This window comes from Pseudomonas sp. 22490, assembly GCF_052044465.1.
In the GTDB taxonomy this organism is placed as follows: domain Bacteria; phylum Pseudomonadota; class Gammaproteobacteria; order Pseudomonadales; family Pseudomonadaceae; genus Pseudomonas; species Pseudomonas aeruginosa.
Map to the genome: position 1 here is coordinate 1 of NZ_JBQENS010000009.1, position 23,944 is coordinate 23,944.

Annotated in this window: 23 protein-coding genes; 14 read left to right on the forward strand and 9 right to left on the reverse strand. The window is 67.9% G+C overall.

The genetic code is table 11. The features are described 5' to 3' along the window. Positions 1–6: 6 nt before the first annotated feature. Both ACTJJX_RS12050 and ACTJJX_RS12055 read left to right on the forward strand, forming a co-directional pair. Complete coding sequence (locus ACTJJX_RS12050; protein WP_074183340.1) at positions 7–1,038, forward strand: methyl-accepting chemotaxis protein; 1,032 nt, start codon at positions 7–9, stop codon at positions 1,036–1,038. Between the two features lie 261 nt (positions 1,039–1,299). After that, positions 1,300–1,608: a hypothetical protein gene (locus ACTJJX_RS12055; protein WP_003144276.1), complete on the forward strand. Its 309-nt coding sequence runs from the start codon at positions 1,300–1,302 to the stop codon at positions 1,606–1,608. Between the two features lie 33 nt (positions 1,609–1,641). On the opposite strand, the gene ACTJJX_RS12060 is transcribed toward ACTJJX_RS12055, so the two are convergent. From ACTJJX_RS12060 to ACTJJX_RS12100, 9 genes are all read right to left on the reverse strand, one after another. Beyond that, a complete protein-coding gene (locus ACTJJX_RS12060) occupies positions 1,642–1,863 on the reverse strand; it encodes a hypothetical protein (protein ID WP_003113664.1) in 222 nt (73 codons plus the stop codon). 55 nt (positions 1,864–1,918) lie between these two features. Continuing rightward, the gene (locus tag ACTJJX_RS12065) at positions 1,919–2,269 is read right to left on the reverse strand and encodes a YgaP family membrane protein (RefSeq protein ID WP_003088973.1); all 351 of its coding nucleotides are present in this window, start codon (positions 2,267–2,269) and stop codon (positions 1,919–1,921) included. 26 nt (positions 2,270–2,295) lie between these two features. Continuing rightward, positions 2,296–3,372, reverse strand: a complete 1,077-nt coding sequence (locus ACTJJX_RS12070; protein ID WP_003088971.1) for a M42 family metallopeptidase — start codon at positions 3,370–3,372, stop codon at positions 2,296–2,298. A 3-nt stretch (positions 3,373–3,375) separates the two neighbouring features. Then, the gene (locus tag ACTJJX_RS12075; RefSeq protein WP_016851662.1) at positions 3,376–3,846 is read right to left on the reverse strand and encodes a hemerythrin domain-containing protein; all 471 of its coding nucleotides are present in this window, start codon (positions 3,844–3,846) and stop codon (positions 3,376–3,378) included. Between the two features lie 74 nt (positions 3,847–3,920). Beyond that, on the reverse strand, positions 3,921–4,130 hold the full coding sequence (locus ACTJJX_RS12080) for a PLD nuclease N-terminal domain-containing protein (RefSeq protein WP_003113662.1): 210 nt from the start codon (positions 4,128–4,130) through the stop codon (positions 3,921–3,923). A 26-nt stretch (positions 4,131–4,156) separates the two neighbouring features. Beyond that, positions 4,157–4,609, reverse strand: coding sequence for a PA2169 family four-helix-bundle protein (locus ACTJJX_RS12085; protein ID WP_016851663.1), 453 nt, complete (start codon positions 4,607–4,609; stop codon positions 4,157–4,159). 125 nt (positions 4,610–4,734) lie between these two features. Continuing rightward, on the reverse strand, positions 4,735–5,511 hold the full coding sequence (locus ACTJJX_RS12090) for an alpha/beta hydrolase family protein (RefSeq protein ID WP_003113660.1): 777 nt from the start codon (positions 5,509–5,511) through the stop codon (positions 4,735–4,737). After that, positions 5,508–6,605, reverse strand: a complete 1,098-nt coding sequence (locus tag ACTJJX_RS12095; protein WP_016851664.1) for a DUF3182 family protein — start codon at positions 6,603–6,605, stop codon at positions 5,508–5,510. Before ACTJJX_RS12095 ends, ACTJJX_RS12090 begins: the two co-directional genes overlap by 4 nt. Before the next feature lie 328 nt (positions 6,606–6,933). Beyond that, a complete protein-coding gene (locus tag ACTJJX_RS12100) occupies positions 6,934–7,299 on the reverse strand; it encodes a DUF3509 domain-containing protein (protein ID WP_003113659.1) in 366 nt (121 codons plus the stop codon). 367 nt (positions 7,300–7,666) lie between these two features. Here ACTJJX_RS12100 and glgA point away from each other — a divergent pair, with 367 nt between their 5' ends. From glgA to ACTJJX_RS12160, 12 genes are all read left to right on the forward strand, one after another. Beyond that, positions 7,667–9,208: a glycogen synthase GlgA gene (gene glgA / locus ACTJJX_RS12105; protein ID WP_003115521.1), complete on the forward strand. Its 1,542-nt coding sequence runs from the start codon at positions 7,667–7,669 to the stop codon at positions 9,206–9,208. Next, complete coding sequence (treZ, locus tag ACTJJX_RS12110) at positions 9,208–10,959, forward strand: malto-oligosyltrehalose trehalohydrolase (RefSeq protein ID WP_016851665.1); 1,752 nt, start codon at positions 9,208–9,210, stop codon at positions 10,957–10,959. The genes glgA and treZ overlap by 1 nt, the downstream gene beginning before the upstream one ends. Then, positions 10,952–13,006 (forward strand): 4-alpha-glucanotransferase, encoded by a 2,055-nt coding sequence (gene malQ, locus ACTJJX_RS12115; RefSeq protein ID WP_003120183.1) that lies wholly within the window; start codon positions 10,952–10,954, stop codon positions 13,004–13,006. Before treZ ends, malQ begins: the two co-directional genes overlap by 8 nt. Next, positions 12,999–15,779 (forward strand): malto-oligosyltrehalose synthase, encoded by a 2,781-nt coding sequence (locus ACTJJX_RS12120; RefSeq protein WP_016851666.1) that lies wholly within the window; start codon positions 12,999–13,001, stop codon positions 15,777–15,779. Before malQ ends, ACTJJX_RS12120 begins: the two co-directional genes overlap by 8 nt. Next, on the forward strand, positions 15,776–16,081 hold the full coding sequence (locus tag ACTJJX_RS12125; protein ID WP_003113653.1) for a DUF2934 domain-containing protein: 306 nt from the start codon (positions 15,776–15,778) through the stop codon (positions 16,079–16,081). The genes ACTJJX_RS12120 and ACTJJX_RS12125 overlap by 4 nt, the downstream gene beginning before the upstream one ends. 12 nt (positions 16,082–16,093) lie before the next feature. After that, positions 16,094–18,244, forward strand: coding sequence for a glycogen debranching protein GlgX (gene glgX / locus ACTJJX_RS12130; RefSeq protein WP_016851667.1), 2,151 nt, complete (start codon positions 16,094–16,096; stop codon positions 18,242–18,244). A 99-nt stretch (positions 18,245–18,343) separates the two neighbouring features. Next, positions 18,344–18,760, forward strand: a complete 417-nt coding sequence (locus tag ACTJJX_RS12135; RefSeq protein ID WP_003088942.1) for a CBS domain-containing protein — start codon at positions 18,344–18,346, stop codon at positions 18,758–18,760. A gap of 66 nt (positions 18,761–18,826) precedes the next feature. Next, complete coding sequence (locus tag ACTJJX_RS12140) at positions 18,827–20,074, forward strand: zinc-dependent alcohol dehydrogenase (protein WP_003088939.1); 1,248 nt, start codon at positions 18,827–18,829, stop codon at positions 20,072–20,074. A gap of 3 nt (positions 20,075–20,077) precedes the next feature. Beyond that, a complete protein-coding gene (locus tag ACTJJX_RS12145; RefSeq protein WP_004343473.1) occupies positions 20,078–21,016 on the forward strand; it encodes a DUF72 domain-containing protein in 939 nt (312 codons plus the stop codon). Next, entirely contained in the window at positions 21,013–21,750 is a 738-nt protein-coding gene (locus tag ACTJJX_RS12150) for an endonuclease/exonuclease/phosphatase family protein (protein WP_003118105.1), read from the forward strand. Before ACTJJX_RS12145 ends, ACTJJX_RS12150 begins: the two co-directional genes overlap by 4 nt. Further along, the gene (gene clsB / locus ACTJJX_RS12155) at positions 21,747–22,952 is read left to right on the forward strand and encodes a cardiolipin synthase ClsB (RefSeq protein WP_004343467.1); all 1,206 of its coding nucleotides are present in this window, start codon (positions 21,747–21,749) and stop codon (positions 22,950–22,952) included. The genes ACTJJX_RS12150 and clsB overlap by 4 nt, the downstream gene beginning before the upstream one ends. Next, entirely contained in the window at positions 22,949–23,944 is a 996-nt protein-coding gene (locus tag ACTJJX_RS12160) for a lysylphosphatidylglycerol synthase domain-containing protein (RefSeq protein ID WP_003113647.1), read from the forward strand. The genes clsB and ACTJJX_RS12160 overlap by 4 nt, the downstream gene beginning before the upstream one ends.

Below are 23,944 nucleotides of genomic sequence, written 5' to 3' on the forward strand. Positions count from 1 at the left end.
ACTTTAATGTCAGGAAGCTTAAGCTCTGTTAGTGTTTTGGCTATTCTCTCTCCTCTTGGAAGACTGGTTGAAAGAGCCAGGAATATTTCCAATAACCCATTAAGTCAATCCCTCTACACTGGGCGCACCGATGAGTTTGGCCAAATAGAGTTTGCTTTACGAATGATGCAAGCTGAAACAGGCGCCATAGTAGGTCGCATAGGTGATGCATCAAATCGGCTTAGCGAACACACCCGAGGCCTACTAAAGGATATTGAGTCAAGCAATGTACTTACAGTTGAGCAGCAGGCAGAGACAGATCAAATAGCAACGGCAGTAAACCAAATGGCGGCAAGCATTCAAGAGGTTGCGAGCAATGCACAGCATGCTGCAGATGCGGCCGGAAGAGCAGACACTGAGACGGCATCTGGCCAGCGTCTGGTAGCCCACACAAGCCAGTCAATCACTGCCCCTGAAGGTGAAATTAGGCAAGCCGCTCAGGTTATTCATGAGCTTGAAGGTCAAAGTAACGAGATATCAAAAGTTCTTGACGTTATACGAGGGATCGCCGAGCAAACGAATTTGTTGGCACTCAACGCAGCAATTGAGGCCGCGCGTGCTGGTGAGCAGGGGCGTGGTTTTGCTGTTGTCGCCGATGAGGTTCGCAGTCTTGCTGCTCGCACACAGCAATCGACAACGGATATTCAAAGCATGATCAGCGCTCTACAAGAGCGAGCGCAATCCGCTGTTACAGTCATGGAGCAAAGTAGTCGGCAAGCGCACACGAGTGTAGCTCACGCAGAGGAAGCAGCTACAGCTCTTGATGGAATTGGCCAACGCGTTAACGAAATTACCGACATGAACGCGCAAATAGCGACTGCGGTCGAGCAGCAGGGAGCAGTAAGTGAAGACATAAACCGCAGTATTATCAATATACGCGATGCTGCTGATACCAATGTACAGACCGGGCAGAATAATTTGCAAAGTGCGAAATCTGTCGCTCAGTTAACTAGCGCTCTGAGCGAACTGGCAAAACAGTTTTGGGAAAAACGAGGATAACGCTTTTCAGTATCTCGACAGGGATAACTTACTTTACCATCGGTTATCCCTTTTAGCCGCACAAATTTTAGCCATGGCTTTTCAGGAAGTCAGGGCTATCAGAATGGCCTTAGAAAGCCTAGTCAAAGAGCTGTCACGAGAACACCGTTAGCTTAGCGTACGATTTTTTCCGAATTCTGCGGTTCCCCCTATAGTTATCCCTACCGTTGTACGTATCGACGGTTTCTCTCTGATTCAGGCTAATCCCGCTCCAGGGACGGAGTGGATCTTTTTCTTGCGCTTCGCGAACTGGGGAGACCTGACCAGATGAACCTTTCCTACCTGTACCTGAAGAAGATCCTCGAGGAGGAACTGCGCGACCACGACTGCCAGTGCCAACTGAACCCCGACTTCACGGTGACCATCAGTTGCCGCGTCGACGGCCCCCACGGCGCGCTCTACATCGTGCCCAACAGCGACTTCCTGAAGAGCAGCAGCTTCAGCGACCTCAGCGCCTTCATCCTCAACCTGCGCGAGGAAATCAGGCGCTTCGGCGAGTTCGAGGCGGAACTCCAGACCGGCACCGGCTGAGCCCCTCCCCCCTTCTTTTTCCCCCTCCCGCCGTCAGGGCTGCTGGTAGTGTCCCGGCGTGGTGCCCGGTTCATGGGTACGCTCCACCTTGCTGACCTGGATATCGCTGATCGCCTCGGCGTCGTGCGGTCGATGCAGTGCCTCCAAGTGGCGGCGGGCCTCCTCGCGGCTGAGGGTATCCGCCTCGCTGTGCAATTCGCAGGTCATCGGCTGGTCGTCGAGGATGTAGCTGATCAGGAACAGATGGCTGGCCATCGTCTCGCCCTCCTCTCTTCGATGGGCCCTGCGCCAGGCGCAGGGCCCATGGCTATCACGGCAGGTTCGGCGGCAGTTCGGCGTCCAGCGCAGCGTCCTGCCGCGAGTCGTCGCGCTGGCGCTCCTGCAGGCGCTGCAGGCGGCGGGTCAGGTGCTGCACCTCTTCGCGCAGCAACTGCAACTCTTCCCGCGGTTCATTGAGCAGGCCCTTGACATGGCAATGCCCACTCAACCCGCGGCTGACCAGCAGGCCGCCGGCGACCGCCTTGCAGGCGCCGGGCAAGCCACCGCGGGCCAGGCCGAAGCCGGCCAGGACCAGTCCGGCGCCGATGGAAGCGAGTCGCTCGCCGCGCTGCAGGTTGTGCGGCAGGCCATTGGCCGTCGAAGTCGGCAGGTATTCGTTCATGGAATTCTCCTTGCTTCGGTTATCGGTCAGGCTTCGTCGTCCGGCGGTTGCACGAGGAACTCGACCAGCGTCCGCCGGCAAGCCTCGATGCCCTCTTCCAGGACGATCTCGAAACCGTGGGTGTTCTCGGTCGGAATGCCGATGCAGCCGACCTGCGCGGCCTCGCCGTGGCTCAGCAGCGCGCTGGCGTCCGAGGCGAAGTCCACCAGCAGCGCCGCCTGCGGCTGGTACTGGCAGCGTTCGGCGGCGCGCAACAGGCGGTCGGTGACATGGCGGCTGTAATAACCCTTGGAGTCGCCGCTGTTGACGATCGGGTCGCGGCACAGCCGGGTGCCGTATTCGGCTACCGTTGGGCCGACTTCCACCGCGATGCTGATGTCGCCCGGCAGTCGGCGCGCGGCGAACAGCGCGCCGGCGTTACTCTCCTCCTCCATGGTGGTGAGCACCAGGTAGAGGTCGCCGTGCAACTCATCGCGGCGCCGGGCGATCTCGCGAGCCACGCCGAGCACTGCGAGCAGCGGTGCGCGGTCGTCGAGGAAGTGCGCGGCGACGCAATCCTGGAAGTACAACGGGCGCCGCCACAGACGGTTGAGCACCACGCGGGTACCCGGTCGCACGCCCAGGTTCGCCAGCTCCTCGGCGCTGCGCCGGGTGACCACGTGTACGTCGCGCCAGTGCACCGCGCCCGAGAGCACGTCGGAGCCCTGCGGCGACTCGCCGGTAGCATGCATGCTGCCGTAGGACAGCACGCCGTCGAGTACCGCCTCGCCGGCCAGGATCTGTACCGGACAGACGCCGAAGCTCACCGGCTGGGCGCCGCCGAGCGCCACTACGCGCAGGGTACCGTCGGCCTCGACGCGCTTGACGATCATGGCGATCTCGTCGAGGTGCGCGAGCAGCCGCACCGCGGCCCGCCGCGCCTGCTCGCGCGGCAGGTGCGGCGGGCTGATGCGCGCGACCAGGTTGCCGGCGGCATCGCTGCCGACCTCGTCGCAACAGCCCTCGAGTTCCCGCTGGCAGATGGCCCTGACCTCGTCTTCCTGGCCACCGGGGCCACGTGCCAGCAGGAGTTCCTCGAGCAAGGCGCGGTCTTCTTCGCGCATGCCTCAGGCCGCCCGTTTTTCCAGGCGCGCTTTCAGCTCTTTCTTGTGCTGCTGCATGGCCTGGCCGAGTTGCTTGAGGGCGGCGGCGTCGAGCAATTGCCGGGCGCGTGGGAATAGTTCGCCCTCTTCCTCCTCGATGTGGTGTTCGAGGAGTTCCTTGAGCACCTTGACCCGGCCGGCGAACTGCACGGTATCCGGGCGGGTGCGCTTGAGGTCGGGAAGGACCAGGGAATCCACCGTGCGGTGTTCCTCCTTGGCCTCGTAGTACATTTTCAGCTCTTCCTTGCCGCCGCTTTCCCTGATCGCCGGATAGAAGATGTCTTCCTCGATGGCGGTGTGCAGCATCAGTTCCAGCTCCAGCCTGCCCAGCAGCTCGCTGCGCTTCTTCAGCGCCCGTTCGGTGGTCTCGCTGAGTTCGTTGAGCAGTTTCTTCACGGTCTCGTGGTCATGGACCAGCAATTCGATGGCGTTCATGGTCGCTCCTCATCGGTTTGTTATCCGAGTGCTCCGGCACTCTCTCTGGCTGAGCGCGCGTTCCTCCGCCGAGTTCAGTCGCGAGGACGGGCGGTCGCCGCACGCGGGCCGGCGACCGCCCAGATCAGCACGCCGAGCACCGGCAGCACCGCGATCAGCAACGACCACAGGGCTTTCGAATTCACGCTGCGATCGCTGCGGAACACGCTGACGAAGGCCCACAGGTCGTAGAAACCCACCAGCGTGGCCAGGCCGATGAGCAGGAAAGCCAGGGACTGGCTCATGGCGCGCTCCTCCTCGCGGGGTCGGCTCAGGCGCGGGCGTCGCGCAGGGCTCGGACCCGGTCGTGGTGACGGAGTACGCCCTGGTATTGGCGCTCGATCACCTGGTGGATCTCCGCCGGCAGCGATTTTTCCAGCGCCGCCTGGTAGCGGTGCTTGGCGACATCCTCGCCGCGCTCGCATTCGTTGAGCACCGCCTCTTCGTCCTTGCCGGTGACCAGTGACTTCAGGTCGACCCAGCGCCGATGCAGGTCACCGGCGAAACTGGTGCTGTCCTTGGGTTTGCCACACAGTTCCAGGACGATCCGCTCCAGCTCGTCGGCGGCCGCGGCGCAGTCGCGGCTCTGCTCCAGCATCGCCGCCTTCAACTGCGGGTCGCGCAGGTCCTCGGCGCAGGCGTGGAAACCGGCCTCGCCATCCTTGCTGGTTTGCAGCAGGTCGTTGAGTACGTCGAGGGTGTCGTCGAGGTTGGTCTGGTTCATTTCGCTCTCCTTGGCCCGGAGCTGTCCGGGATTTCTCGCGTCTGTCGGCGCCGGCGCCTGCCGGCACGGAACGTGGGCAGCAACCAGCGCCCACGGAAGGTGGGAGGCTCGCCGTCGCGGAGCGTTCAGAAAGCCGGATGGATGGTGGCGTAGGCCGGGGTGATGCTGAGACGTTCGCCGACCACCATCTCGGTGATCCAGTCCACCAGGATCGAGGTATAGGCGTCCTGCGCCGCCTCGCTGCTGAGCGCATGGTCGGCGTGGTCGATGATCCGGTGGGTCAGCGAATGGGTCTGCTGGAAGGCGGCGCGGAAACTCATGATGGTCGAGTGCGGCACATAGCTGTCGAACTCCGACTCCACCAGCAGCACATCGCCGCGGAATCCCGCGCAGGCCTGCAGGGCTCGGTTGCTGGCGGCCGGGATCAGGCTGCTGCGGTATTCGCTGAGATCCTCGCGGTCGAGCAGCAGCTTGGGCGTCAGCCAATCCTCGTCGCGGTAGATCGCCGGCACCCGCAAGGCCAGCCAGCGCACCGCGCGCAACTGGCTGAGGATCGCCGCCAGGTAGCCGCCATAGCTGGTGCCGACCACCGCGATCGCCTCGCTGTCGATGGCCGGGTGGGCCACCAGCCGGTCGTAGGCGGCGAGCAGGTCCTGCAGGTTGTCCTCGCGCGTCACCAGCGCCTGGCGCCCGCTTTCCGCGCCGTGGCCGCGCAGGTCGAAGGTCAGGCACACGCAGCCGAGCCCGGCGATGCCCTGGGCGCGCTTCAGGTCGCGCTGCTGGCTGCCGCCCCAGCCGTGCACGAAGAGCACGCCGGGGACCTTCGCCCGGGGGCTGAGGAAGGTGCCTTCGATCCGGTCGTCGCCGACCCCGATGCGGATGCGTTCGCTGTTCGCCGTCATGCCTCCCCCGTCATCGCATATTTGAGCAGGAAGTCGCCGTGTTCGTCGGGGCCGCGATAGATCACCCGGCTGTTGTCCGGCAGGCGCTTGTCTTCGTGGATCTCGAACGACGCGGCGCGCACCGCGGGCAGTCCCGGGTCGGCGCGGAAGGCCTCCAGCGCGGCGATCTCGGCGCTGCTCGCGCCGCCGACCCGCCAGGACTGCTCGAGCACGCCGAAGCGCTCCCGACCGTTGCCGTCCCGGCCCTGGGCAATGTCGTAGTTGCGCCGCGAGGCGAAGCAGCCGGGGAAGAAGATCGCCGCGGCGGTGTCGAAGATCCGCGCGTACTCGATGGCCTGGCGCACCTCGCGGGCCAGGTCCAGGGCCAGCAGCTCGGCATAGCCACCGCGCGCCACCAGCAAGTCAGAGCCGACGTAGACCAGTTCGCCGCGCGCGTTGCGGGTCTGGTGCTGCTGACCGTGGTAGCTCAGCAGGAAGCCGTTGACCCGGAGCTGGCCGACGCTATGGGTAACGACCCCGTCCAGGTTGGCTTCCAGTACCAGGCCCTGCGCCAACTGGCGCTCCTCCAGCCCGCCGAGCCAGCCGTCCAGTTCGTCGAGGTCGTGCGCCACGTACTGGCCGAGGCCGCCACAGGCCTCCGCCAGCTTGGCCCGCACCGGTCCTTCGGCGAGCAGGCGGGCGCCGGCGCGGTGTGCGTCGGCCAGGCTGAAGACGCTGACGCCGTTGAGCACGACGTCGCGGACCTTCTCCGCGAACAGCGGGTTCCAGCCTTCCGGCGCCACGCCGCCGCGCGGCAGCGGATGGACGATGGCCTTGCCGGCGATGAACGCGTGCTCGACGAAACCGCCGAGCAGATCTTCGTCACTGTTCACGCCCAGGCGCACGGCGGTCTCCCTGCCGACCAGGGTGCGGGTCGGGACCAGGTAGAGGGGGCCTCGCTGGTGCAATTCGGGTTCGTAGCGGCCGCCGAACTCCAGCTTCTGGACTTCCGCCAGCCAGCGCGCCAGGGCCAGGTTGCCCTGCACTTCATGTTCGGCGGCCGCGGGATCGACGCTATGGGCCACCACCAGTCTCTGCCGAGGGTCTGCGCTCATGTTCCGCTCCTCCTGGATGGAAACCGGGCATTCAGGGCTCCGGTATGGGCGAGAGGGGCTCTTCGTTGGGCTGTTCCATCGGAATCTCTTCCGGGAATTCCTGGGGGACGTGGCTTTCGTGGTCAGGAACCGGATATTCGTCCGGATCCCTCGAGGGGTTGCGTGGAGTGGTCGCTGTCGCGCCCGATGATGCAGAAGTGGGAAAACGCATGTCCGCCTCCATCGTAGGGATGACTTCTAGATGGAGGGGGCGAAGACGGATTTGGTTCGGACCATGCGTCGGAAGGCCGGGTCGGCGACTGACCGACCCGGAGCTGAAACAGCCTGCTCAGCGAGCCAGGCTCATGGTACGCAGCTTGCCGCCGGCGACCAGGACCTTGCGATGAGTGAGATGCTGGTTGTCGCTGTCGCGGAACGTGAGCAGGTCGATGCGCTTGCGGAAATAGTCGCTGTCGCGCGTCTGCAACGGCCCCTGGTCGATGATCAGGTCCCGGCGGATGCGTTCCAGCACCTGGTTCAGCAACAGCGGGCTGCTCTGCTCCTGGCCGGAGATCGCCCGGCTCATCAGGCGCTTGCCCTGGTTATTACGCAAGGTCACCAGCAACGCGCCGTCAGGGCGAGGTTCGCAACTGACGCGCACATCCTTGAAATGCTCTTCCAGGTACTCAACCACGTTTTCATCGGTATCTAGCATTGCTGGCCTCCTGTCTCATCAGATTCTTTGACGCCGGTAATCAGGCGCATCCCTTTCGAGCAGAAGGCGTACCAATTCTTCTTGAAAATTAATTTCTTATAAATCAATAGGTTGAAAAACAAAGCGGCGAATTGATATTTGCAATTTGCAAGAAAGCCCCTGCCGAGCCTTGCATTCGGCAACCCGTTGCGCCCGTCGTCTCGCCTGCAACCCCCTGGCGCGGCTTCTCGAAAGCCGAGCCGCCGGTAAAAAAAACTAAACTTCCGGCGCTCCCCTCCGGTCACCCCTAGCAAGGACTTCGCCCATGCCACGGCGCGACGGAGTCCGACCGACCAACGCCAAGGACAACGTACGACCGGAGGATGACATGGGACATTCTGTTGCAGGCGTTTGCCTGGAAGAACCCGCGGTACTGACCGCTTTTCCGTCGCTGCTGCACCCGCAGGACCCGCCGCAACAGAGGGATCGGATACTCTTCGTTACCGCCGAGCTCAGCGATTTCGTCAAGGTCGGCGGACTCGGCGACTTTTCCGCCGCGCTGCCGAGGGTCCTCAAGCGCGAGCATTCGGTGCGAGTCCTGCTGCCCGGCTATCGCCAGGTGCTGGAGCGCTGCCGCGACTTGCGGATCATCGGCAGCCTGCCCGGCCGGGCGGCGATCCCGCCCTGCGAGATCGGCCTGGTGACCCTCGACGACGGCCTGGAAGTCATGCTGGTGCTCTGCCCGCTGCTCTACGAGCGCGAGGGTACGCCGTACATGGACGACCAGGGCAACGACTGGCCGGACAACCACCTGCGCTTCGCCCGCCTGTGCCTGGCCGCCGCCGAGATCGCCGGTGGACGCGGCGCCCAGGGCTGGCAACCGGGCCTGGTGCACGCCAACGACTGGCCGTCGGCGCTGACGCCGGCCTACATGGCCTGGAACGGCGTGCGCACGCCGAGCCTGTTTACCATCCACAACCTCGCCTACCAGGGCCTCTGCGACCTGCAATGCAGCGCCGAACTGGGCCTCCCCGACGAAGCGCTGAGCCACGAAAGCATGGAGTTCCACGGGCGCCTGTCGTTCCTCAAGGCCGGCATCGCCCATGCCCACCACATCACCACTGTGAGCGAAACCTACGCCCAGGAAATCACTACCCCGGAATACGGCTGCGGCCTGCACGGCATCCTCAAGTACAAGGTCGAGAAGCGTCAGCTCAGCGGCATCGTCAACGGTATCGACGATAGCTGGCAGCCGCACTGCGATCCGCACCTGGTGGCCTGCTTCAGCGCCCGCCAATGGGCCGGCAAGCGCGCCAACACGCGCTACGTGGAGGAGCGTTTCGGCCTGGAGCCGGGCAAGGGGCCGCTGTTCGCGGTGGTCTCGCGCCTGGTGCAGCAGAAAGGCATCGACCTGACCCTGGAGATCAGCGATGCCCTGCTCCAGGCCGGCGGCCGTCTGGTCAGCATCGGCCGTGGCGAGCCGAACCTGGAGAAGGCCATGCTCGAACTCGCCCGGCGTCATCCCGGCCAGGTCGGCGTGCACATCGGTTTCGACGAGACCGAGGCCCGCCGTATCTACGCCGGCAGCGACTTCCTGCTCATGCCCTCGCGTTATGAGCCCTGCGGGCTCAGTCAGCTCTATGCGCAATGCTTCGGCTCGCTGCCGATCGCGCGCTGCACCGGCGGCCTCGCCGATACCATCGTCGACGGGGTCACCGGCTTCCTGTTCCGTGAGGAAACCGCGCAGAGCTACCTCGATGCGGTGATGCGCGCGATCAACGTCTACCACTGTCCCTCGCTGCTCAACGCCATGCGCTGCAAGGCGATGGCCGCGCCGATGTTCTGGAGCGACTCGGTGGAGCCTTACAACCGCCTGTACCGGCGCCTGTTGAGGAATACCGCTCCGGCCCTGCGCGGGGTACGCCAGTGATGGCGATCCGGCGCCGCTTCGGCGCCCAGTTCCAAGGCAACGGCCGGACCTGCTTCGGCCTCTGGGCTCCGGACGCCCGTGAGGTCCGGGTCGAGACCGCCGACGGCCGCGACTGGCCGCTGGAAGGCAGCGACAGCGGCTGGTTCGAGGCGACCCTGCCCTGTCCGCCCGGCACCCGCTACCGTTACCGCATCGATGGTCGCCCCGGGGTGCCGGACCCGGCCTCGCAGTTCCAGCCCGACGGCGTGCATGGACACAGCCAGGTGCTGGACCATGGCGCCTACGCCTGGCGCGTCGACGAGTGGCGCGGGCGGCCCTGGCACGAAGCGGTGATCTACGAGCTGCACGTCGGCCTGTTCGGCTCCTACGCCGAGGTCGAGCGCTTCCTTCCGCGCCTGGTGGAACTGGGCGTGACCGCCGTGGAGCTGATGCCGCTGGGCGAGTTTCCCGGTCGCCGCAACTGGGGCTACGACGGCGTGCTGCCGTTCGCCCCGGCGTCGGCCTACGGCACGCCCGAGCAACTCAAGCATCTGATCGACAGCGCTCACGGCATGGGCCTGATGGTCTTCGTCGACGTGATCTACAACCACTTCGGCCCGGACGGCAACTACCTCGCGCAGTACGCCGCCGCGTTCTTCCGCGACGACCGGCAGACGCCCTGGGGCCAGGCCATCGATTTCCGTCGCGGCGAAGTCCGCGAGTTCTTCTATGAGAACGCCCTGATGTGGCTGCTCGACTATCGCGTCGACGGCCTGCGCTTCGATGCCGTGCACGCGATTCCCGATAGCGCGTTCCTCGTCGAGATGGCCCGCCGCCTGCGCGGCGCCGCCGGCCCCGAGCGCCATGTGCACCTGGTCCTGGAGAACGACGACAACCGCGCCAGCCTGCTGCGCCAGGGCTACGACGCACAGTGGAACGACGATGGCCACCATGCGCTGCACGTCCTGCTCACCGGCGAGAACGACGGCTACTACCAGGACTACCCCGAGCCGCTACGCTGCCTGGCGCGCTGCCTGGCCGAAGGCTTCGTCTACCAGGGCGAAGCCAACCGCCACGGCCGGCCGCGCGGCGAACCGAGTGCCGACCTGGCGCCGGACGCCTTCGTGCTGTTTCTGCAAAACCACGACCAGGTCGGCAACCGCGCCTTCGGCGAGCGTCTCAGCGTCCTCGCCGAACCCCAGACGTTGCGCCTGGCGATAGCGCTGCAACTGCTCGCGCCGATGATTCCGCTGCTGTTCATGGGCGAGGAATGCGCCGCGCGCGAACCGTTCCTGTATTTCACCGATCACCAGGGCGAACTGGCGGACGCGGTCCGCGAGGGACGACGCAAGGAGTTCGGCGAGTTCGGCCGCTTCGGCGAGGGCGCCATCCTGGCTTCGCTCCCCGACCCAAACGCGGTGGAGACCTTCGAGCGCTCGCGTCCCGGCCTGGCCGATTGCGACCCGGCCTGGCGCGGCTTCTACCGGCAACTGCTGGAAATCCGTCATGAACACCTGATCCCGCGCCTGCGCGGCGCCCGTTCGCTGGGCGTTACCACCATCGCCGGCGCCGCGCTGTCGGCGCGCTGGCGACTCGGTGACGGCAGTGACTGGCGAATCGACTTCAACCCTTCTCCGCTCGAAGCGGAAGTCGAGCCGCCGGCGGCCGCCACCTGGGTGCTGTTCCTCGACAACCTCGCCTGTGCCGAGTATCGCCGCGGCCGCCTAAGTCCCCGCAGCATCGCGGTCAGCCTGGAGCCCGCCCATGAGTGACGCACGCCTGGCCGAACTGGCCGCCGCCGTGGGCCTGCAACTCGACTGGCAGGACGCCAACGGACGGCCGCAGCGGGTCGACCCGGAGGTCCAGCGCGGCCTGCTGGAAGCACTCGGCTATCCGGCGCAGAGTCCGCAACAGATCGAACAGAGCCTGGCCGCGCTGGCCCGGCTGCGCGAGGACAGCGCCAACCTCGGACTGCTGGTCGGCGAATGCGGCCAGCCGCTGGAGCAAGCGCTCGGCCCCGCCGGCACCCCGGGCGAGCTGGTCTACGAGGACGGCACGCGGATCGCCCTGCGCCTGGACGCCGAAGGCCGCCTGCCGGCGCAGGCCCGCAGCGGCTATGCGCAGCTGTCGCTGGAGCAGCGGGAATGGGCGGTGGCGATGGCGCCGCCGAGCTGCCCGTCCCTGGCCAGCCTCGCCCCGGGTCGCTCGCGTCGCTGGGGTCTGGCCGCCCAGGTCTATGCCCTGCGCCGCCCCGGCGACGGCGGCCTGGGCGACAGCGCCGCCCTCGAGGACCTGCTGCGCAGCGCCGCGCGGCATGGCGCCGACGCGCTGGCGATCAGCCCGCTGCACGCCCTGGCCGAGGCCAACGGACATGCCTACAGCCCCTACTCGCCGTCCAGCCGGCTGTTCTTCAATGTCCTGCACGCCGCGCCGGCGACCATTCTCGGCGCGGCGGCGGTGGAACAGGCGATCCGTCGCGCCGGCCTGGCCGCGGAGATGGCCCGCCTGGAGAGCCTGGAGCTGATCGACTGGACAGCGGCGGCGGACCTGCGCATGCGCCTGCTGCGCCAACTCCACCGCGACTTCACCGAGCGCGCCAGTCCCTTGCGCCACGACCTCGCCGAATTCCGCCGCGAAGCCGGCGAGGCCCTGCTGCACCACTGCCGCTTCGAGACCCTGCAGGCGCACCTGGGCGCCGGCCCCGACTGGAGACGCTGGCCGGAGCCGCTGCGCCGCCCCGGCGAGCCGGCGGTGGCCGCGTTCTGCGCCGATCACGCCGAGGAAGTGGACTTCCGTGCCTTCGGCCAGTGGCTGACCCAACGTTGCCTGCAACATGCCCAGCGCCAGGCGCGCGAGGCCGGGATGGCCATCGGTCTGGTCGCCGACCTGGCGGTGGGCGCCGACGGCGGCGGCAGCCAGGCCTGGTCGCGGCAGGAAGAGCTGCTCGCCGAAGTGAATGTCGGCGCGCCGCCGGACATCCTCAACCAGTCCGGACAGGACTGGGGCGTTTCCGCGTTCAATCCCGAAGGCCTGCGCCGCCACGGCTACCGGGCATTCCGCGAGATGCTGCGGGCCAACCTGGCCTGGCCCGGAGGGCTACGCATCGACCATGTGATGGGCCTGCAACGTCTCTGGCTGATCCCGCGCGGCCAGCCGCCCCACGCCGGCGCCTACCTGCGCTACCCGCAACGCGAGCTGCTGCGCCTGCTGGCGCTGGAGGCCAGTCGCGCCTCGGCGCTGGTCATCGGCGAGGACCTCGGCACCGTGCCCGAAGGCCTGCGCGAGGAACTGGCACGCCGCCAAGTGCTGGGTACCCGCGTGCTGCTCTTCGAGCGGCGCGGCGAACGCTTCGTGCCCCCGGCGCAATGGCCGGCGGACGCCATGGCCACCACCAGCACCCACGACCTGCCGAGCCTGTCCGGCTGGTGGCGGGGCCAGGACATCCACTGGCGCGGCCGCGCCGGACACCGCAGCGCCGAGGAATGCGCGGCCGACCTGGAACTGCGCGCCGAGGAGCGCCGGGCCCTGGCCGCCAGCCTCGAACCGCCGGTCGATCCCGACCCCGCCGCCGAAGTACCGCTGGACGCCTGCATCGGCTATGTCGGGGCAACCCCCGCGCCGTTGGTGCTACTGCCCCTGGAGGACGCCCTGGGCAGCCTGGAGCAGCCGAACCTGCCCGGCCCCGGCGACGCCCACCCGAACTGGCGGCGGCGCTGGCCGGAAAACGCCGCGCAGATGCTCGGAACGCCGCAGGTCGACCGGCGCCTGCGCCTGCTCGAACGCAGCCGCCGGGATGCCGAGGAGGCCGCCCATGATTGAGCCCCGCGCTACCCTGCGCCTGCAATTCCACGCCGGCTTCACCCTCGACGATGCCCTGCCCTGGCTGGACTATTTCGCCGACCTGGGCATCAGCCATCTCTACGCCTCGCCGCTGTTCCGCGCGCGGCCCGGCTCCAGCCACGGCTACGACGTGGTCGACCCGACCCGGATCAATCCGGAACTGGGCGGCGAGCCGGCGCTGCTGCGCCTGATCCAGGGGCTGCGGCAACGCGGCATGGGCCTGCTCATGGACATAGTGCCGAACCACATGGGCATCGGCGGCGGCGCCAATCCCTGGTGGCAGGACGTGCTCGAATGGGGGCGCGAGAGTCCCTACGCGAGTTTCTTCGACATTCAGTGGGAATCCCACGACGCCGCGTTGCGCGGCCAGGTGCTGCTGCCGTTCCTGCGCAGCGACTACGGCGAGGTCCTGGCTGCCGGGGAGATCGGCCTGAGCCTGGACCGCGAGGCCGGCCGCCTGCTGGCGAGCCACGGCGAGCAGCGCTTCCCCCTCTGGCCGGGCAGTTACCCGGAGCTGCTGGAAGACAGCGGCGAGCCGCGCCTGTCAGCCCTGGCCGGCGGTTTCCGCGAGTGCCGGCAGGACCGCGAGGCCTTGCGCGAGATGCAGCGTCAACTGGCGGCTGCGCTCGCCGAGAGCGCTCCGCGCGCAGCCCTCCAGCGCACGCTGGGCGAACTCCAGGAACGCCACGAGGAGGCTCGCCAACGCCTGCACCGCCTGCTCGAGGCGCAGCACTACCGCCTGGCCAGTTGGCGCACCGCGGCGGACGACATCAACTGGCGCCGTTTCTTCGACATCAGCGAACTGGTCGGCCTGCGGGTCGAGCGCGGCGAGGTGTTCGAGGCCGTGCACGGCAAGGTCTTCCAGTTGCTCGAGGACGGTCTGCTCGATGGCCTGCGCATCGATCACGTCGACGGCCTGGCCGATCCGCGCGGCTATTGCCGACGCCTGCGCCGCCGCAGCGAGCGGATCCGCGCCCGTCGCGGCGGCGCGCCGATGCTGCTGTACGTTGAGAAGATCCTCGGTGGCGAGGAGCGCCTGCCCGAGGATTGGCTGTGCGACGGCACCACCGGCTACGACTTCATGAACCAGGTCAGCCTGTTGCAGCACGATCCGCGCGGCGAACGACCGTTGCGCGAACTCTGGCAGCGGGTCAGCGGACGCCCGGAGGCGTTTCTCGACGAGGTCTACCAGGCTCGCCAACTGGTCCTGGCGGGAAGCCTCGCCGGTGACCTGGAGAACCTCGCCCAGGGTCTTTTGCGGGTGGCGCGGGCCGACCTGGCCAGCCGCGACCTGACCCTGGGCGGTATCCGCCGCGCGCTGTTCCAGTTGCTCGCGCGCTTTCCGGTCTACCGTACCTACGCCGGGGCCTGCGGTCGCTCGGTGCAGGATCGCGAGGTGTTCCGCTATGCCGCAGAGGCGGCCCGCGAGGATCTCGACGAAGCCGACCGGGCGGTCCTCGACCATCTCGAACGCTGGCTCGGCGGGCAGCCGCTGTGCGAGCTGCCGCCCGGTCCGCTGCGGCGCCTGCGCGGCGAGTTGCTGGCGCGCTTCCAGCAGTTGAGTTCGCCGACCGCAGCCAAGGCCGTGGAGGATACCGCCTGCTATCGCTCGGCGGCCCTGCTCTCGCGCAACGACGTCGGCTTCGACCCGCAGCGCTTCGCCGCTTCCGCCGAGGAATTCCATGCCGCCTGCGAAGCCAGGCGCCTGGCCAGCCCGCGCGCCCTGCTGGCCACCGCCAGCCATGACCACAAGCGCGGCGAGGACGCCCGCGCCCGTCTTGCGGCGCTCAGTGAACTGGCGCCCTGGTTCGCGCGTAACGTCGAGCACTGGCAAAGCCTGGCCACGCCGTTGCGCCGCGACCTCGCCGAGGGGCCGGCGCCGAGTCCCGGCGACGAGCTGATCCTGTTCCAGGCCCTGCTCGGCAGTTGGCCGCTCGACGCGCCTTGCGACGGCGCCGCCCTGGACCAAGCGTTCCTCGCGCGGATGCGCGAATGGCAATGCAAGGCCTTGCGCGAAGCCAAGCTGCGCACGCGCTGGACCGCGCCCGACGAAGACTACGAGCGCGCCTGCGCCGACTATCTGGAACAGCTCCTGCGCGCGCCGCTGGCCCAGGCCCTGCGCCAGTCGCTGGGCAACGCGGCGGCGCGACTGATGCCGGCCGGGGCCCTGAATGGCCTCGCCCAATGCCTGCTGCGCCTGACCTGCCCGGGTATCCCCGATCTCTACCAGGGGCGCGAGGACTGGGACTTCAGCCTGGTCGACCCGGACAACCGGAGGCCGGTGGACTTCGCCCGGCACGCCGCCGCCCTGGCCGCGCCGACGCCCTTCCCGGAACTGCTGGAGCACTGGCGCGACGGTCGCATCAAGCAGACCCTGATCGCCCGCGTGCTGGGGCTGCGGCGGATGCAGCCGGGCCTGTTCCGCGACGGCGACTACCTGCCCCTGGAGGTCAGCGGCGAGCATGCCGAGCGGGTCCTGGCCTTCGCCCGGCGCAGTCGTCACGGTTGCCTGCTGGTGGTGGTCCCGCGCCTGGCCTGCGCCCTGCTCGGCCACGCCACGCAGCCGCAGGTGCCGGCCGAGGCCTGGGGCGACACCTGCCTGCTGCTGCCGCCGAGTCTCTCCGAATGCACCTACAGCGGCCTGTTTTCCACCATGCCGCTGCCCAGCGACGGGCACCTGAGCCTGTCCGAAGTGCTCGCCGACTTTCCCGTCAACCTGCTTTACCGCCTCGCCCAGGAGGACACCCCATGAGCGCCGACGAAAAACGCATACGAGAGTTCGCCTACCAGATCTGGGAATCCGAGGGCTGCCCCGACGGCCAGGCCGAACGCCACTGGGCCATGGCCCGGCAACTGGCCGAAGCGGAAGCCGCCGCGGCGGCACCGAAGAAGACCCGCGGTCGGGCCAAGGCCGCCAAGGAAACCCCGGCCCTGCTGCAAGCGCCGGCCGCCAAGCCGCGCAAGCCGAGGGCCGCGTCCCCGGCGCGGCCCGCCAGCGAAAAACCGGCGGCGGCCAAGCCGCGCAGCCGCCGCAAGCCCGAAGCGGGCGAATGAGGAGTCCAGTGCATGAGCAGAAAGCGTAGCCCCGCCCCTTCGCGGATCAGCGAAGGGCACCCCTTCCCCCTTGGCGCCACCTGGGACGGCCTCGGCGTCAATTTCGCGCTGTTCTCGGCCCACGCGACCAAGGTCGAGCTGTGCCTGTTCGACGCGCGCGGGGAAAAGGAGATCGAGCGCATCGAATTGCCCGAGTACACCGACGAGATCTGGCACGGCTACCTGCCCGACGCCCACCCGGGGCAGATCTACGGCTACCGGGTGCACGGTCCCTACGAGCCGGATGCCGGCCACCGCTTCAATCCCAACAAATTGCTCCTCGATCCCTACGCCAAGCAGTTGGTCGGCCGCCTGCGCTGGTCCGAGGCGCTGTTCGGCTACACCATCGGCTCGGCCGACGCCGACCTCAGCTTCGACGAGCGCGACAGCGCGCCCTTCGTGCCCAAGTCGAAGGTCATCGATCCGGCCTTCACCTGGGCCGAGCGCCCGCCGGTACGCGTCCCCTGGGACCGCACGGTGATCTACGAAGCCCACCTGCGCGGCCTCAGCATGCGCCATCCACAGGTCCCGGAGGCGGTTCGCGGGACCTTCGCCGGGCTGATGAACGCCGACCTGCTGGCGCACATCCGCCGGCTCGGGGTGACCAGCGTCGAGCTGCTGCCGATCCACGGCTTCGTCGACGACAAGCACCTGCTGGAAAACGGCATGAGCAACTACTGGGGCTACAACAGCATCGCCTTCTTCGCCCCGCACCCGGCCTACCTCGCCAGCGGCCAGGTCAACGAGTTCAAGGAGATGGTCGCGCACCTCCACGACGCCGGACTGGAGCTGATCCTCGACGTGGTCTACAACCACACCGCGGAAGGCAACGAGCTGGGTCCGACCCTGTGCATGCGCGGCATCGACAACGCCTCGTACTACCGCCTGATGCCCGACCAGCGCCGCTACTACATCAACGATTCCGGCACCGGCAACACCCTCGACCTCAGCCACCCCTGCGTGTTGCAGATGGTCACCGACTCGCTGCGCTACTGGGCCACGGAGATGCGCGTGGACGGCTTCCGCTTCGACCTGGCGACCATCCTCGGCCGCCATCCGGACGGTTTCGACGAGCGCCACGGCTTCCTCGTCGCCTGCCGCCAGGACCCGGTGCTGAGCAAGTGCAAGCTGATCGCCGAACCCTGGGATTGCGGCCCCGGCGGCTACCAGGTAGGCGGCTTCCCGCCCGGCTGGGCGGAATGGAACGACCGTTTCCGCGATTGCGTGCGCGCCTACTGGCGCGGCGACGACGGCATGCTGCCGGAACTGGCGCGACGCCTAACCGCCTCCGGCGATCTCTACGACCAGCGTGGACGGCGGCCCTACGCGTCGGTGAACTTCGTCACCGCCCACGACGGTTTCACCCTGCGCGACGTGGTTTCCTACGATCACAAGCACAACGAGGCCAACGGCGAGAACAACGCCGACGGCAGCGACCACAACCTGTCCTGGAACCACGGCTGCGAGGGCCCCACCGACGACCCGGAGATCCGCGCCCTGCGCCTGCGCCAGATGCGCAACCTGCTGTCCACCCTGCTGCTGTCCCAGGGCACCCCGATGCTGGTCGCCGGCGACGAGTTCAGCCGCACCCAGCAGGGCAACAACAATGTCTATTGCCAGGACAACGAACTGGGCTGGATCGACTGGCGGCTGGACGACGAGGGCCGTTCGCTGCTGGCCTTCACCCAGCGCCTGCTGGCCCTGCGCCAACGCTATCCGATCCTGCGCAGGGGGCGCTTCCTGATCGGCGAGTACAACGAGGCGCTGGGTGTCAAGGACGTCACCTGGCTGGCGCCCGGCGGCGAGGAGATGACCGAGGAACACTGGCACGACGAGCACGCCCGCTGTCTCGGCGTGCTCCTCGATGGCCGCGCGCAACCCACCGGGATCCTGCGCAGCGGTGAGGATGCCACCCTGCTGCTGATCCTCAATGCCTACCACGACGCGGTGTCCTTCCGTCTTCCCGAGGTGGCCGAGGGCAGCGGCTGGACCTGCCTGCTGGATACCCAACGGCCGGAGGACCCGCTCGGCGAACGCTACCCGTTCGCCAGCGAGTTCCTGGTCGGCGGCCGCAGTTTCCTGCTATTCGAGCTACAACCGCCGGGCGCCGGAGCGGAAGGATGAACGGCGGGGAAAAAAGCTGAACCGCCCCTGGCACCTCCAGTCGGAACCTGTAGGTGCCGCACGCGGCGCCCGCACATCCACCCTACACAGGAGGACAGCATGAAGATCAGCGACATCATGACCCGCAACGTCCAGGTCGCCGACCCGCAGCAGAGCATCCGCGAGGCGGCCGCCACCATGGCGAGGATCGACAGCGGCGCCCTGCTGGTCGGCGAAGGCGACCGCCTGGTCGGGATGATCACCGATCGCGACATCGCCATCCGCGCGGTAGCCGGCGGCCTGTCCGGGGATACCCCGCTGGGCCGCATCATGAGCGGCGACATCCACTATTGCTTCGAAGACGAAGACGTCCAGCACGTGGCCCGCAACATGGCCGACATCCAGATGCGCCGCCTGCCGGTGCTCAACCGCGAGAAGCGGCTGGTCGGCGTGGTTTCCCTGGGCAACATCGCCAGCTGCCGCGACCAGGCCTCCAGCGCCACCGTCCTGCAGGGCGTCGCCCAGGCCCACTACTGAGCCTTTCTTCCACCCGGCCCGCCTTTGCCGTTCCGGCCGAGGCCGGGCCCCAACCGGGAGAACGCCATGAAAGCCGTGGTATTCCATGACATCGGCGACATCCGCCTGGAAGACGTGGCGGAGCCGCGCCTGCAGGAGCCCACCGACGCCATCGTGCGGCTGACCGCCTCGGCGATCTGCGGCACCGACCTGCACTTCGTCCGTGGCAGCGTCGGCGGCATGCGTCCGGGAACCATCCTCGGCCATGAGGGCGTGGGCATCGTCGAGGCGCTCGGCGACGAAGTGCGCAACCTTCAGGTCGGCGACCGGGTGGTGATTCCCTCGACCATCGCCTGCGGCAATTGCGTGTATTGCCGAGCCGGCTACTACGCCCAGTGCGACGTCGCCAACCCCGGCGGCAGCCAGGCCGGCACCGCGTTCTTCGGCGGCCCCCGGGCCAACGGCGGCTTCCATGGGCTGCAAGCCGAGAAAGCACGGATTCCCTATGCCAACATCGGCCTGATCCGCCTGCCCAGCAGCATCAGCGACGACCAGGCGATACTCCTGTCGGACATCTTCCCCACCGGTTACTTCGGCGCCGAACTGGCCGGTATCGCCCCCGGCAACACCGTCGCCGTGTTCGGCTGCGGTCCGGTGGGCCAGTTCGCCATCGCCAGCGCGTTGCTCCTCGGCGCCGCCAGGGTGTTCGCCATCGACCGCCACCCGGACCGCCTGCACATGGCCCGCCAGCAAGGCGCCGAAGTGATCGACTTCGAGCGCGAGGATCCGGTCCAGGCCCTGCGCTGGCTGACCGCCGGGATCGGCGTGGACCGCGCCATCGACGCCGTCGGCGTGGACGCCGAGCACAGCCATGGCACCGCCACCCCGGCGCCGCGCCAGGAGGGCACCAGCTGGAGTCCCGGCAACGCCCCCGCACAGGCCCTGGAGTGGGCGGTGCAGGGCCTGGCCAAGGCCGGCACCCTGTCGATCATCGGCGTCTACGCCGAAGACTCGCGGCAGTTTCCCATCGGCCTGGCGATGAACCGCAACCTGACCATCCGCATGGGCAACTGCCACCACCGCAAGTACATTCCGCTGCTGCTCGAACATGTGCTCAGCGGACGCATCGACCCGGCGAAGATCCTCACCCAGGTGAAGCCGATCGGCGACGCCATCGAGGCCTTCGAAGCCTTCGACCGCCGCGAGACCGGCTGGATCAAGGTCGAACTGGTGCCGCAGAAGCGCCAGGTCGAGGGCAGCGAGGAACGCCTCGACGAACGCGCGGTGGACGAACTGGCGCGCCGGCCGACGCCGGAAAGCGGCGCCCGGGGGTGATGCATGAGCGCACCGGCACGCCTGCGCATCGGCATTTCCGGCTGGCGCTACGCCCCCTGGAGAGGTGACTTCTATCCCGAGGGGCTGCGCCAGAAGGACGAACTGCGCTTCGCCTCGCGGGCGGTGAACAGCATCGAGATCAACGGCACCTTCTACGCCCTGCAGACGCCCGAGCGCTTCCGCGGCTGGGCCGAGGACACCCCCGAGGACTTCGTTTTCAGCGTCAAGGCCCCGCGTTACATCACCCACGTGCGGCGCCTGCGCGAGATCGAAGAGCCGCTGGCGAACTTCTTCGCCTCCGGCCCCCTCGCCCTGCGCCAGCGCCTCGGCCCGTTCCTCTGGCAGTTCCCGCCGAGCATGCGCTTCGACCGCGAGCTGTTCGCCGATTTCCTCGCCCGCCTGCCGCGCGACGGCGCCGCCGCGCAGAAGCTCGCCCGGCACAGCGCCGCGCGCCTGCACCGCGAGGGCTACCTCGACGGCGATCCGGCGCAGCGCCTGCGGCATGCCGTGGAAATCCGCCATGAGAGCTTCGTCGACCCGACGTTCATCGAGCTGCTGCGCGAATACCGGGTTGCCCTGGTGGTGGCCGATACCGCCGGCAAGTGGCCGCTGCTCGGCGACGTCTGCGCCGACTTCCTGTACCTGCGCCTGCATGGCGACAAGGAACTGTACCGCAGCGGCTATTCGGAAGCGGCCCTGGGCCAGTGGCAGGCACGGATCCGCGCCTGGGCCGGCGGCGGCCAGGCCGACGACCTGCGCCGGGCCAGCCAGGACGCACCGGCGAAGGCGACGGCGCGCGACCTGTACTGCTACTTCGACAACGACGTCAAGGTGCGCGCACCCTACGACGCCCGGCGCCTCCTGCAGCTGCTGGAACTCGACGGCGGCCTGCGCACGGTGCCCGGACAGTTGCCCGATGACCTGCGGGAGAGTGCCGCATGATCCTGCCACGCCTGCAGGTGCTGACGGTGAACACCCACAAGGGTTTCAACCCGTTCAATCGGCGCTTCATCCTGCCGGAGTTGCGCGAAGCGGTGCGCAGCGTCGGTGCCGACCTGGTGTTCCTCCAGGAGGTCCTCGGCTCCCATAGCCTGCACGCCGCGCGCCTGCCGTCCTGGCCGCCGGCGCCGCAATACGAGTATCTGGCCGACAGCATGTGGCCGCAGTTCGCCTACGGGCGCAACGCGGTGTATCCCGAAGGCCACCATGGCAATGCCGTGCTCTCCAAGCATCCGATCCTCGCCCACCGCAACCTCGACGTCTCGGTGGCGGGCAACGAGGAACGCGGCCTGTTGCATGCGGTGATCGACATCGGCCGTCCGCTGCACGCGGTCTGCGTGCACCTGGGATTGCGCGAGGCGCAGCGCCAGCGCCAGTTGCAACTGCTCTGCGAACTGGTGGCGGGCCTGCCGGAGCGCGAGCCGGTGGTGGTCGCCGGCGACTTCAACGACTGGCGCCAGCGCGCTGACCAACTGCTCGCCGGTTGCGGCCTGCGCGAAGTCTTCGTCGGCGCCCAGGGCCGGCCGGCGCGCAGCTTCCCGGCGCGCTGGCCGGTGCTGCCGCTGGACCGCATTTACCTGCGCAATGCCCGCGGGCGCCAGCCGCGCATCCTCTCGCGGCGGCCCTGGTCGCACCTGTCCGACCACCTGCCGCTGGCGGTGGAGGTGGAGCCATGAACTTCCCCTGGCGCGACGGCAACCGCGTAGAACTGCTGATCAACGGCGAAGAGTACTTTCCGCGCCTGTTCCAGTGCATCGCCGAGGCGCGCCGGGAGATCCTCCTGGAAACCTTCATCATCTTCGAGGACGAGGTCGGCCGGCAGTTGCAGGAAGCCCTCAGCGCCGCCGCCGAGCGCGGTGTCGAGGTGCAGGTCACGGTGGACGGCTACGGCACCGCCTCGCTCAGCCCGGACTACCTGGCCAGGCTGACCGCCTCCGGGGTTCGCGTGCACCTGTTCGACCCGCGCCCGCGCCTGCTCGGCATGCGCACCAACCTGTTTCGCCGGTTGCACCGCAAGCTGGTGGTGATCGATCGCCGGCAGGCCTTCGTCGGCGGCATCAATTACGGCGAGGACCACCTGGTACGTCGCGGCAACATGGCCAAGCAGGACTACGCGGTGCGCGTCGAGGGCCCGGTGGTGCGCGATATCCGCCAGGCCTGCCTGGCGCTGCTCGAACCGGACGCCGACTACCCGCCGTTGCGGCCGTCGGGCGCCGGGCAGCCGGCGCGGGTGCGCCTGGTGATCCGCGACAACGACCAGTCCAGCGACGACATCGAGCACGAGTACCTGCAGGCGATCCGCCAGGCGCGGCGACGCCTGCTGATCGCCAACGCCTATTTCTTCCCCGGCTACCGCCTGCTTCGCGAGCTGCGCGATGCGGCGCGCCGCGGCGTGCGCGTCGACCTGGTACTACAGGGCATGCCGGACATGCCGCTGGTGCGCCTGTGCAGCCGGCTGCTCTACGACTACCTGCTGCGCGAGGGCGTGCGTATCCACGAATACTGCCAGCGTCCGCTGCACGGCAAGGTCGCGGTGATCGACGACGACTGGTCGACCATCGGTTCGAGCAATCTCGATCCCCTCAGCCTGTCGCTGAACCTGGAGGCCAACCTGGTGATCCGCGACGTCGCCTTCAACGGCCAGCTCTACCAGCACCTGCGCGAGCTGGCGCGCCGCCACTGCCGGCGCATCAGCCGCCGCCACGCGAGGCGCGGCTACTGGTGGCGAGCGCCGCTGATTTTCCTCGGCTTCCACTTTTCCAGGCACTTTCCGGCTATCGCCGGTTGGGTACCCGCCCATCTGCCACGCCTGAAATCGCTGGAGCCGCGTCCGTCGCGGCGCTGGCAGGAACGCCAGGGCCAGCGGGGCAACCCATGAACGGCAGCGGTCACGAAGCCACCTCGACGCCGCCGCGCCGCTCTCACTGGCGCTGGCTGCGCAGGCTGCTGACCCTGGCGTTCTTCGTGCTGGTCCCGGTGCTGCTGTTCCTGCTGGTGAAGAATCTCGACTGGCAGGAAGTCCGCCACGCCCTCGGCGAGTATCGCCCCGCGACCCTGTTCCTCGGGCTGCTGCTGGCGGCCGCCGGCTATACGGTGTTCAGCAGCTTCGACCTGCTCAGCCGCTACTACATCGGCCACTCGCTGCCCAAGCGGCGGGTCTTCACCGTGGCGTTCGTGTGCAATGCGTTCAACCTCAACCTGAGTTCCTGGGTCGGCGCCGTGGCGCTGCGCTATCGCCTGTACAGTCGGCTCGGCCTGGACATCGCCGATATCACCCGGATCCTCACCTTCAGCCTGGTGACCAACTGGTTCGGCTACCTGCTGCTCGCCGGCATCCTGTTCAGCTGCGGCCTGCCGGCCTTGCCGCCGGGCTGGAAGCTCGGCAGCGACGGCCTGCGCCTGATCGGCGCCCTGCTCCTGGCGCTGGCCGCAGGCTACCTGCTGGCCTGCCGTTTCGCCCGACGCCGCGCCTGGGGCTGGCGCGAGCATCGGCTGACCCTGCCGTCCTGGCGGCTGGCGGCCCTGCAAGGCCTGCTCGGAGCGAGCAACTGGTCGCTGATGGCGCTCCTGCTGTACAGCCTGCTGCCGCACAGCGTGGATTACCCGAGCGTCCTGGCGATCCTCCTGATCAGCAGCATCGCCGGGGTCATCACCCATATCCCGGCCGGGCTCGGGGTGCTCGAAGCGGTGTTCATCGCCCTGCTCCAGGGGCGCCTGTCCCAGGGCGTGCTGCTGGCCGCGTTGATCGGCTACCGGGTGCTGTATTTCCTCCTACCCCTGGCGCTGGCCTGCGTGGTCTACCTGCTGTTGGAGCGCCGGGCGATCCGCCTGCGCCGCAAACAGCGCCGCCTGCGCCAGGGCCAGGCGTGA

Excerpts from the sequence above, each read along its gene's own strand:
- ACTJJX_RS12050 (WP_074183340.1), top strand. The coding sequence starts at position 7 with ATGTCAGGAAGCTTAAGCTCTGTTAGTGTTTTGGCTATTCTCTCTCCT.
- ACTJJX_RS12060 (WP_003113664.1), bottom strand. The coding sequence starts at position 1,863 with ATGGCCAGCCATCTGTTCCTGATCAGCTACATCCTCGACGACCAGCCG.
- ACTJJX_RS12065 (WP_003088973.1), bottom strand. The coding sequence starts at position 2,269 with ATGAACGAATACCTGCCGACTTCGACGGCCAATGGCCTGCCGCACAAC.
- ACTJJX_RS12070 (WP_003088971.1), bottom strand. The coding sequence starts at position 3,372 with ATGCGCGAAGAAGACCGCGCCTTGCTCGAGGAACTCCTGCTGGCACGT.
- ACTJJX_RS12075 (WP_016851662.1), bottom strand. The coding sequence starts at position 3,846 with ATGAACGCCATCGAATTGCTGGTCCATGACCACGAGACCGTGAAGAAA.
- ACTJJX_RS12080 (WP_003113662.1), bottom strand. The coding sequence starts at position 4,130 with ATGAGCCAGTCCCTGGCTTTCCTGCTCATCGGCCTGGCCACGCTGGTG.
- ACTJJX_RS12085 (WP_016851663.1), bottom strand. The coding sequence starts at position 4,609 with ATGAACCAGACCAACCTCGACGACACCCTCGACGTACTCAACGACCTG.
- ACTJJX_RS12090 (WP_003113660.1), bottom strand. The coding sequence starts at position 5,511 with ATGACGGCGAACAGCGAACGCATCCGCATCGGGGTCGGCGACGACCGG.
- ACTJJX_RS12095 (WP_016851664.1), bottom strand. The coding sequence starts at position 6,605 with ATGAGCGCAGACCCTCGGCAGAGACTGGTGGTGGCCCATAGCGTCGAT.
- ACTJJX_RS12100 (WP_003113659.1), bottom strand. The coding sequence starts at position 7,299 with ATGCTAGATACCGATGAAAACGTGGTTGAGTACCTGGAAGAGCATTTC.
- glgA (WP_003115521.1), top strand. The coding sequence starts at position 7,667 with ATGGGACATTCTGTTGCAGGCGTTTGCCTGGAAGAACCCGCGGTACTG.
- treZ (WP_016851665.1), top strand. The coding sequence starts at position 9,208 with ATGGCGATCCGGCGCCGCTTCGGCGCCCAGTTCCAAGGCAACGGCCGG.
- malQ (WP_003120183.1), top strand. The coding sequence starts at position 10,952 with ATGAGTGACGCACGCCTGGCCGAACTGGCCGCCGCCGTGGGCCTGCAA.
- ACTJJX_RS12120 (WP_016851666.1), top strand. The coding sequence starts at position 12,999 with ATGATTGAGCCCCGCGCTACCCTGCGCCTGCAATTCCACGCCGGCTTC.
- ACTJJX_RS12125 (WP_003113653.1), top strand. The coding sequence starts at position 15,776 with ATGAGCGCCGACGAAAAACGCATACGAGAGTTCGCCTACCAGATCTGG.
- glgX (WP_016851667.1), top strand. The coding sequence starts at position 16,094 with ATGAGCAGAAAGCGTAGCCCCGCCCCTTCGCGGATCAGCGAAGGGCAC.
- ACTJJX_RS12135 (WP_003088942.1), top strand. The coding sequence starts at position 18,344 with ATGAAGATCAGCGACATCATGACCCGCAACGTCCAGGTCGCCGACCCG.
- ACTJJX_RS12140 (WP_003088939.1), top strand. The coding sequence starts at position 18,827 with ATGAAAGCCGTGGTATTCCATGACATCGGCGACATCCGCCTGGAAGAC.
- ACTJJX_RS12145 (WP_004343473.1), top strand. The coding sequence starts at position 20,078 with ATGAGCGCACCGGCACGCCTGCGCATCGGCATTTCCGGCTGGCGCTAC.
- ACTJJX_RS12150 (WP_003118105.1), top strand. The coding sequence starts at position 21,013 with ATGATCCTGCCACGCCTGCAGGTGCTGACGGTGAACACCCACAAGGGT.
- clsB (WP_004343467.1), top strand. The coding sequence starts at position 21,747 with ATGAACTTCCCCTGGCGCGACGGCAACCGCGTAGAACTGCTGATCAAC.
- ACTJJX_RS12160 (WP_003113647.1), top strand. The coding sequence starts at position 22,949 with ATGAACGGCAGCGGTCACGAAGCCACCTCGACGCCGCCGCGCCGCTCT.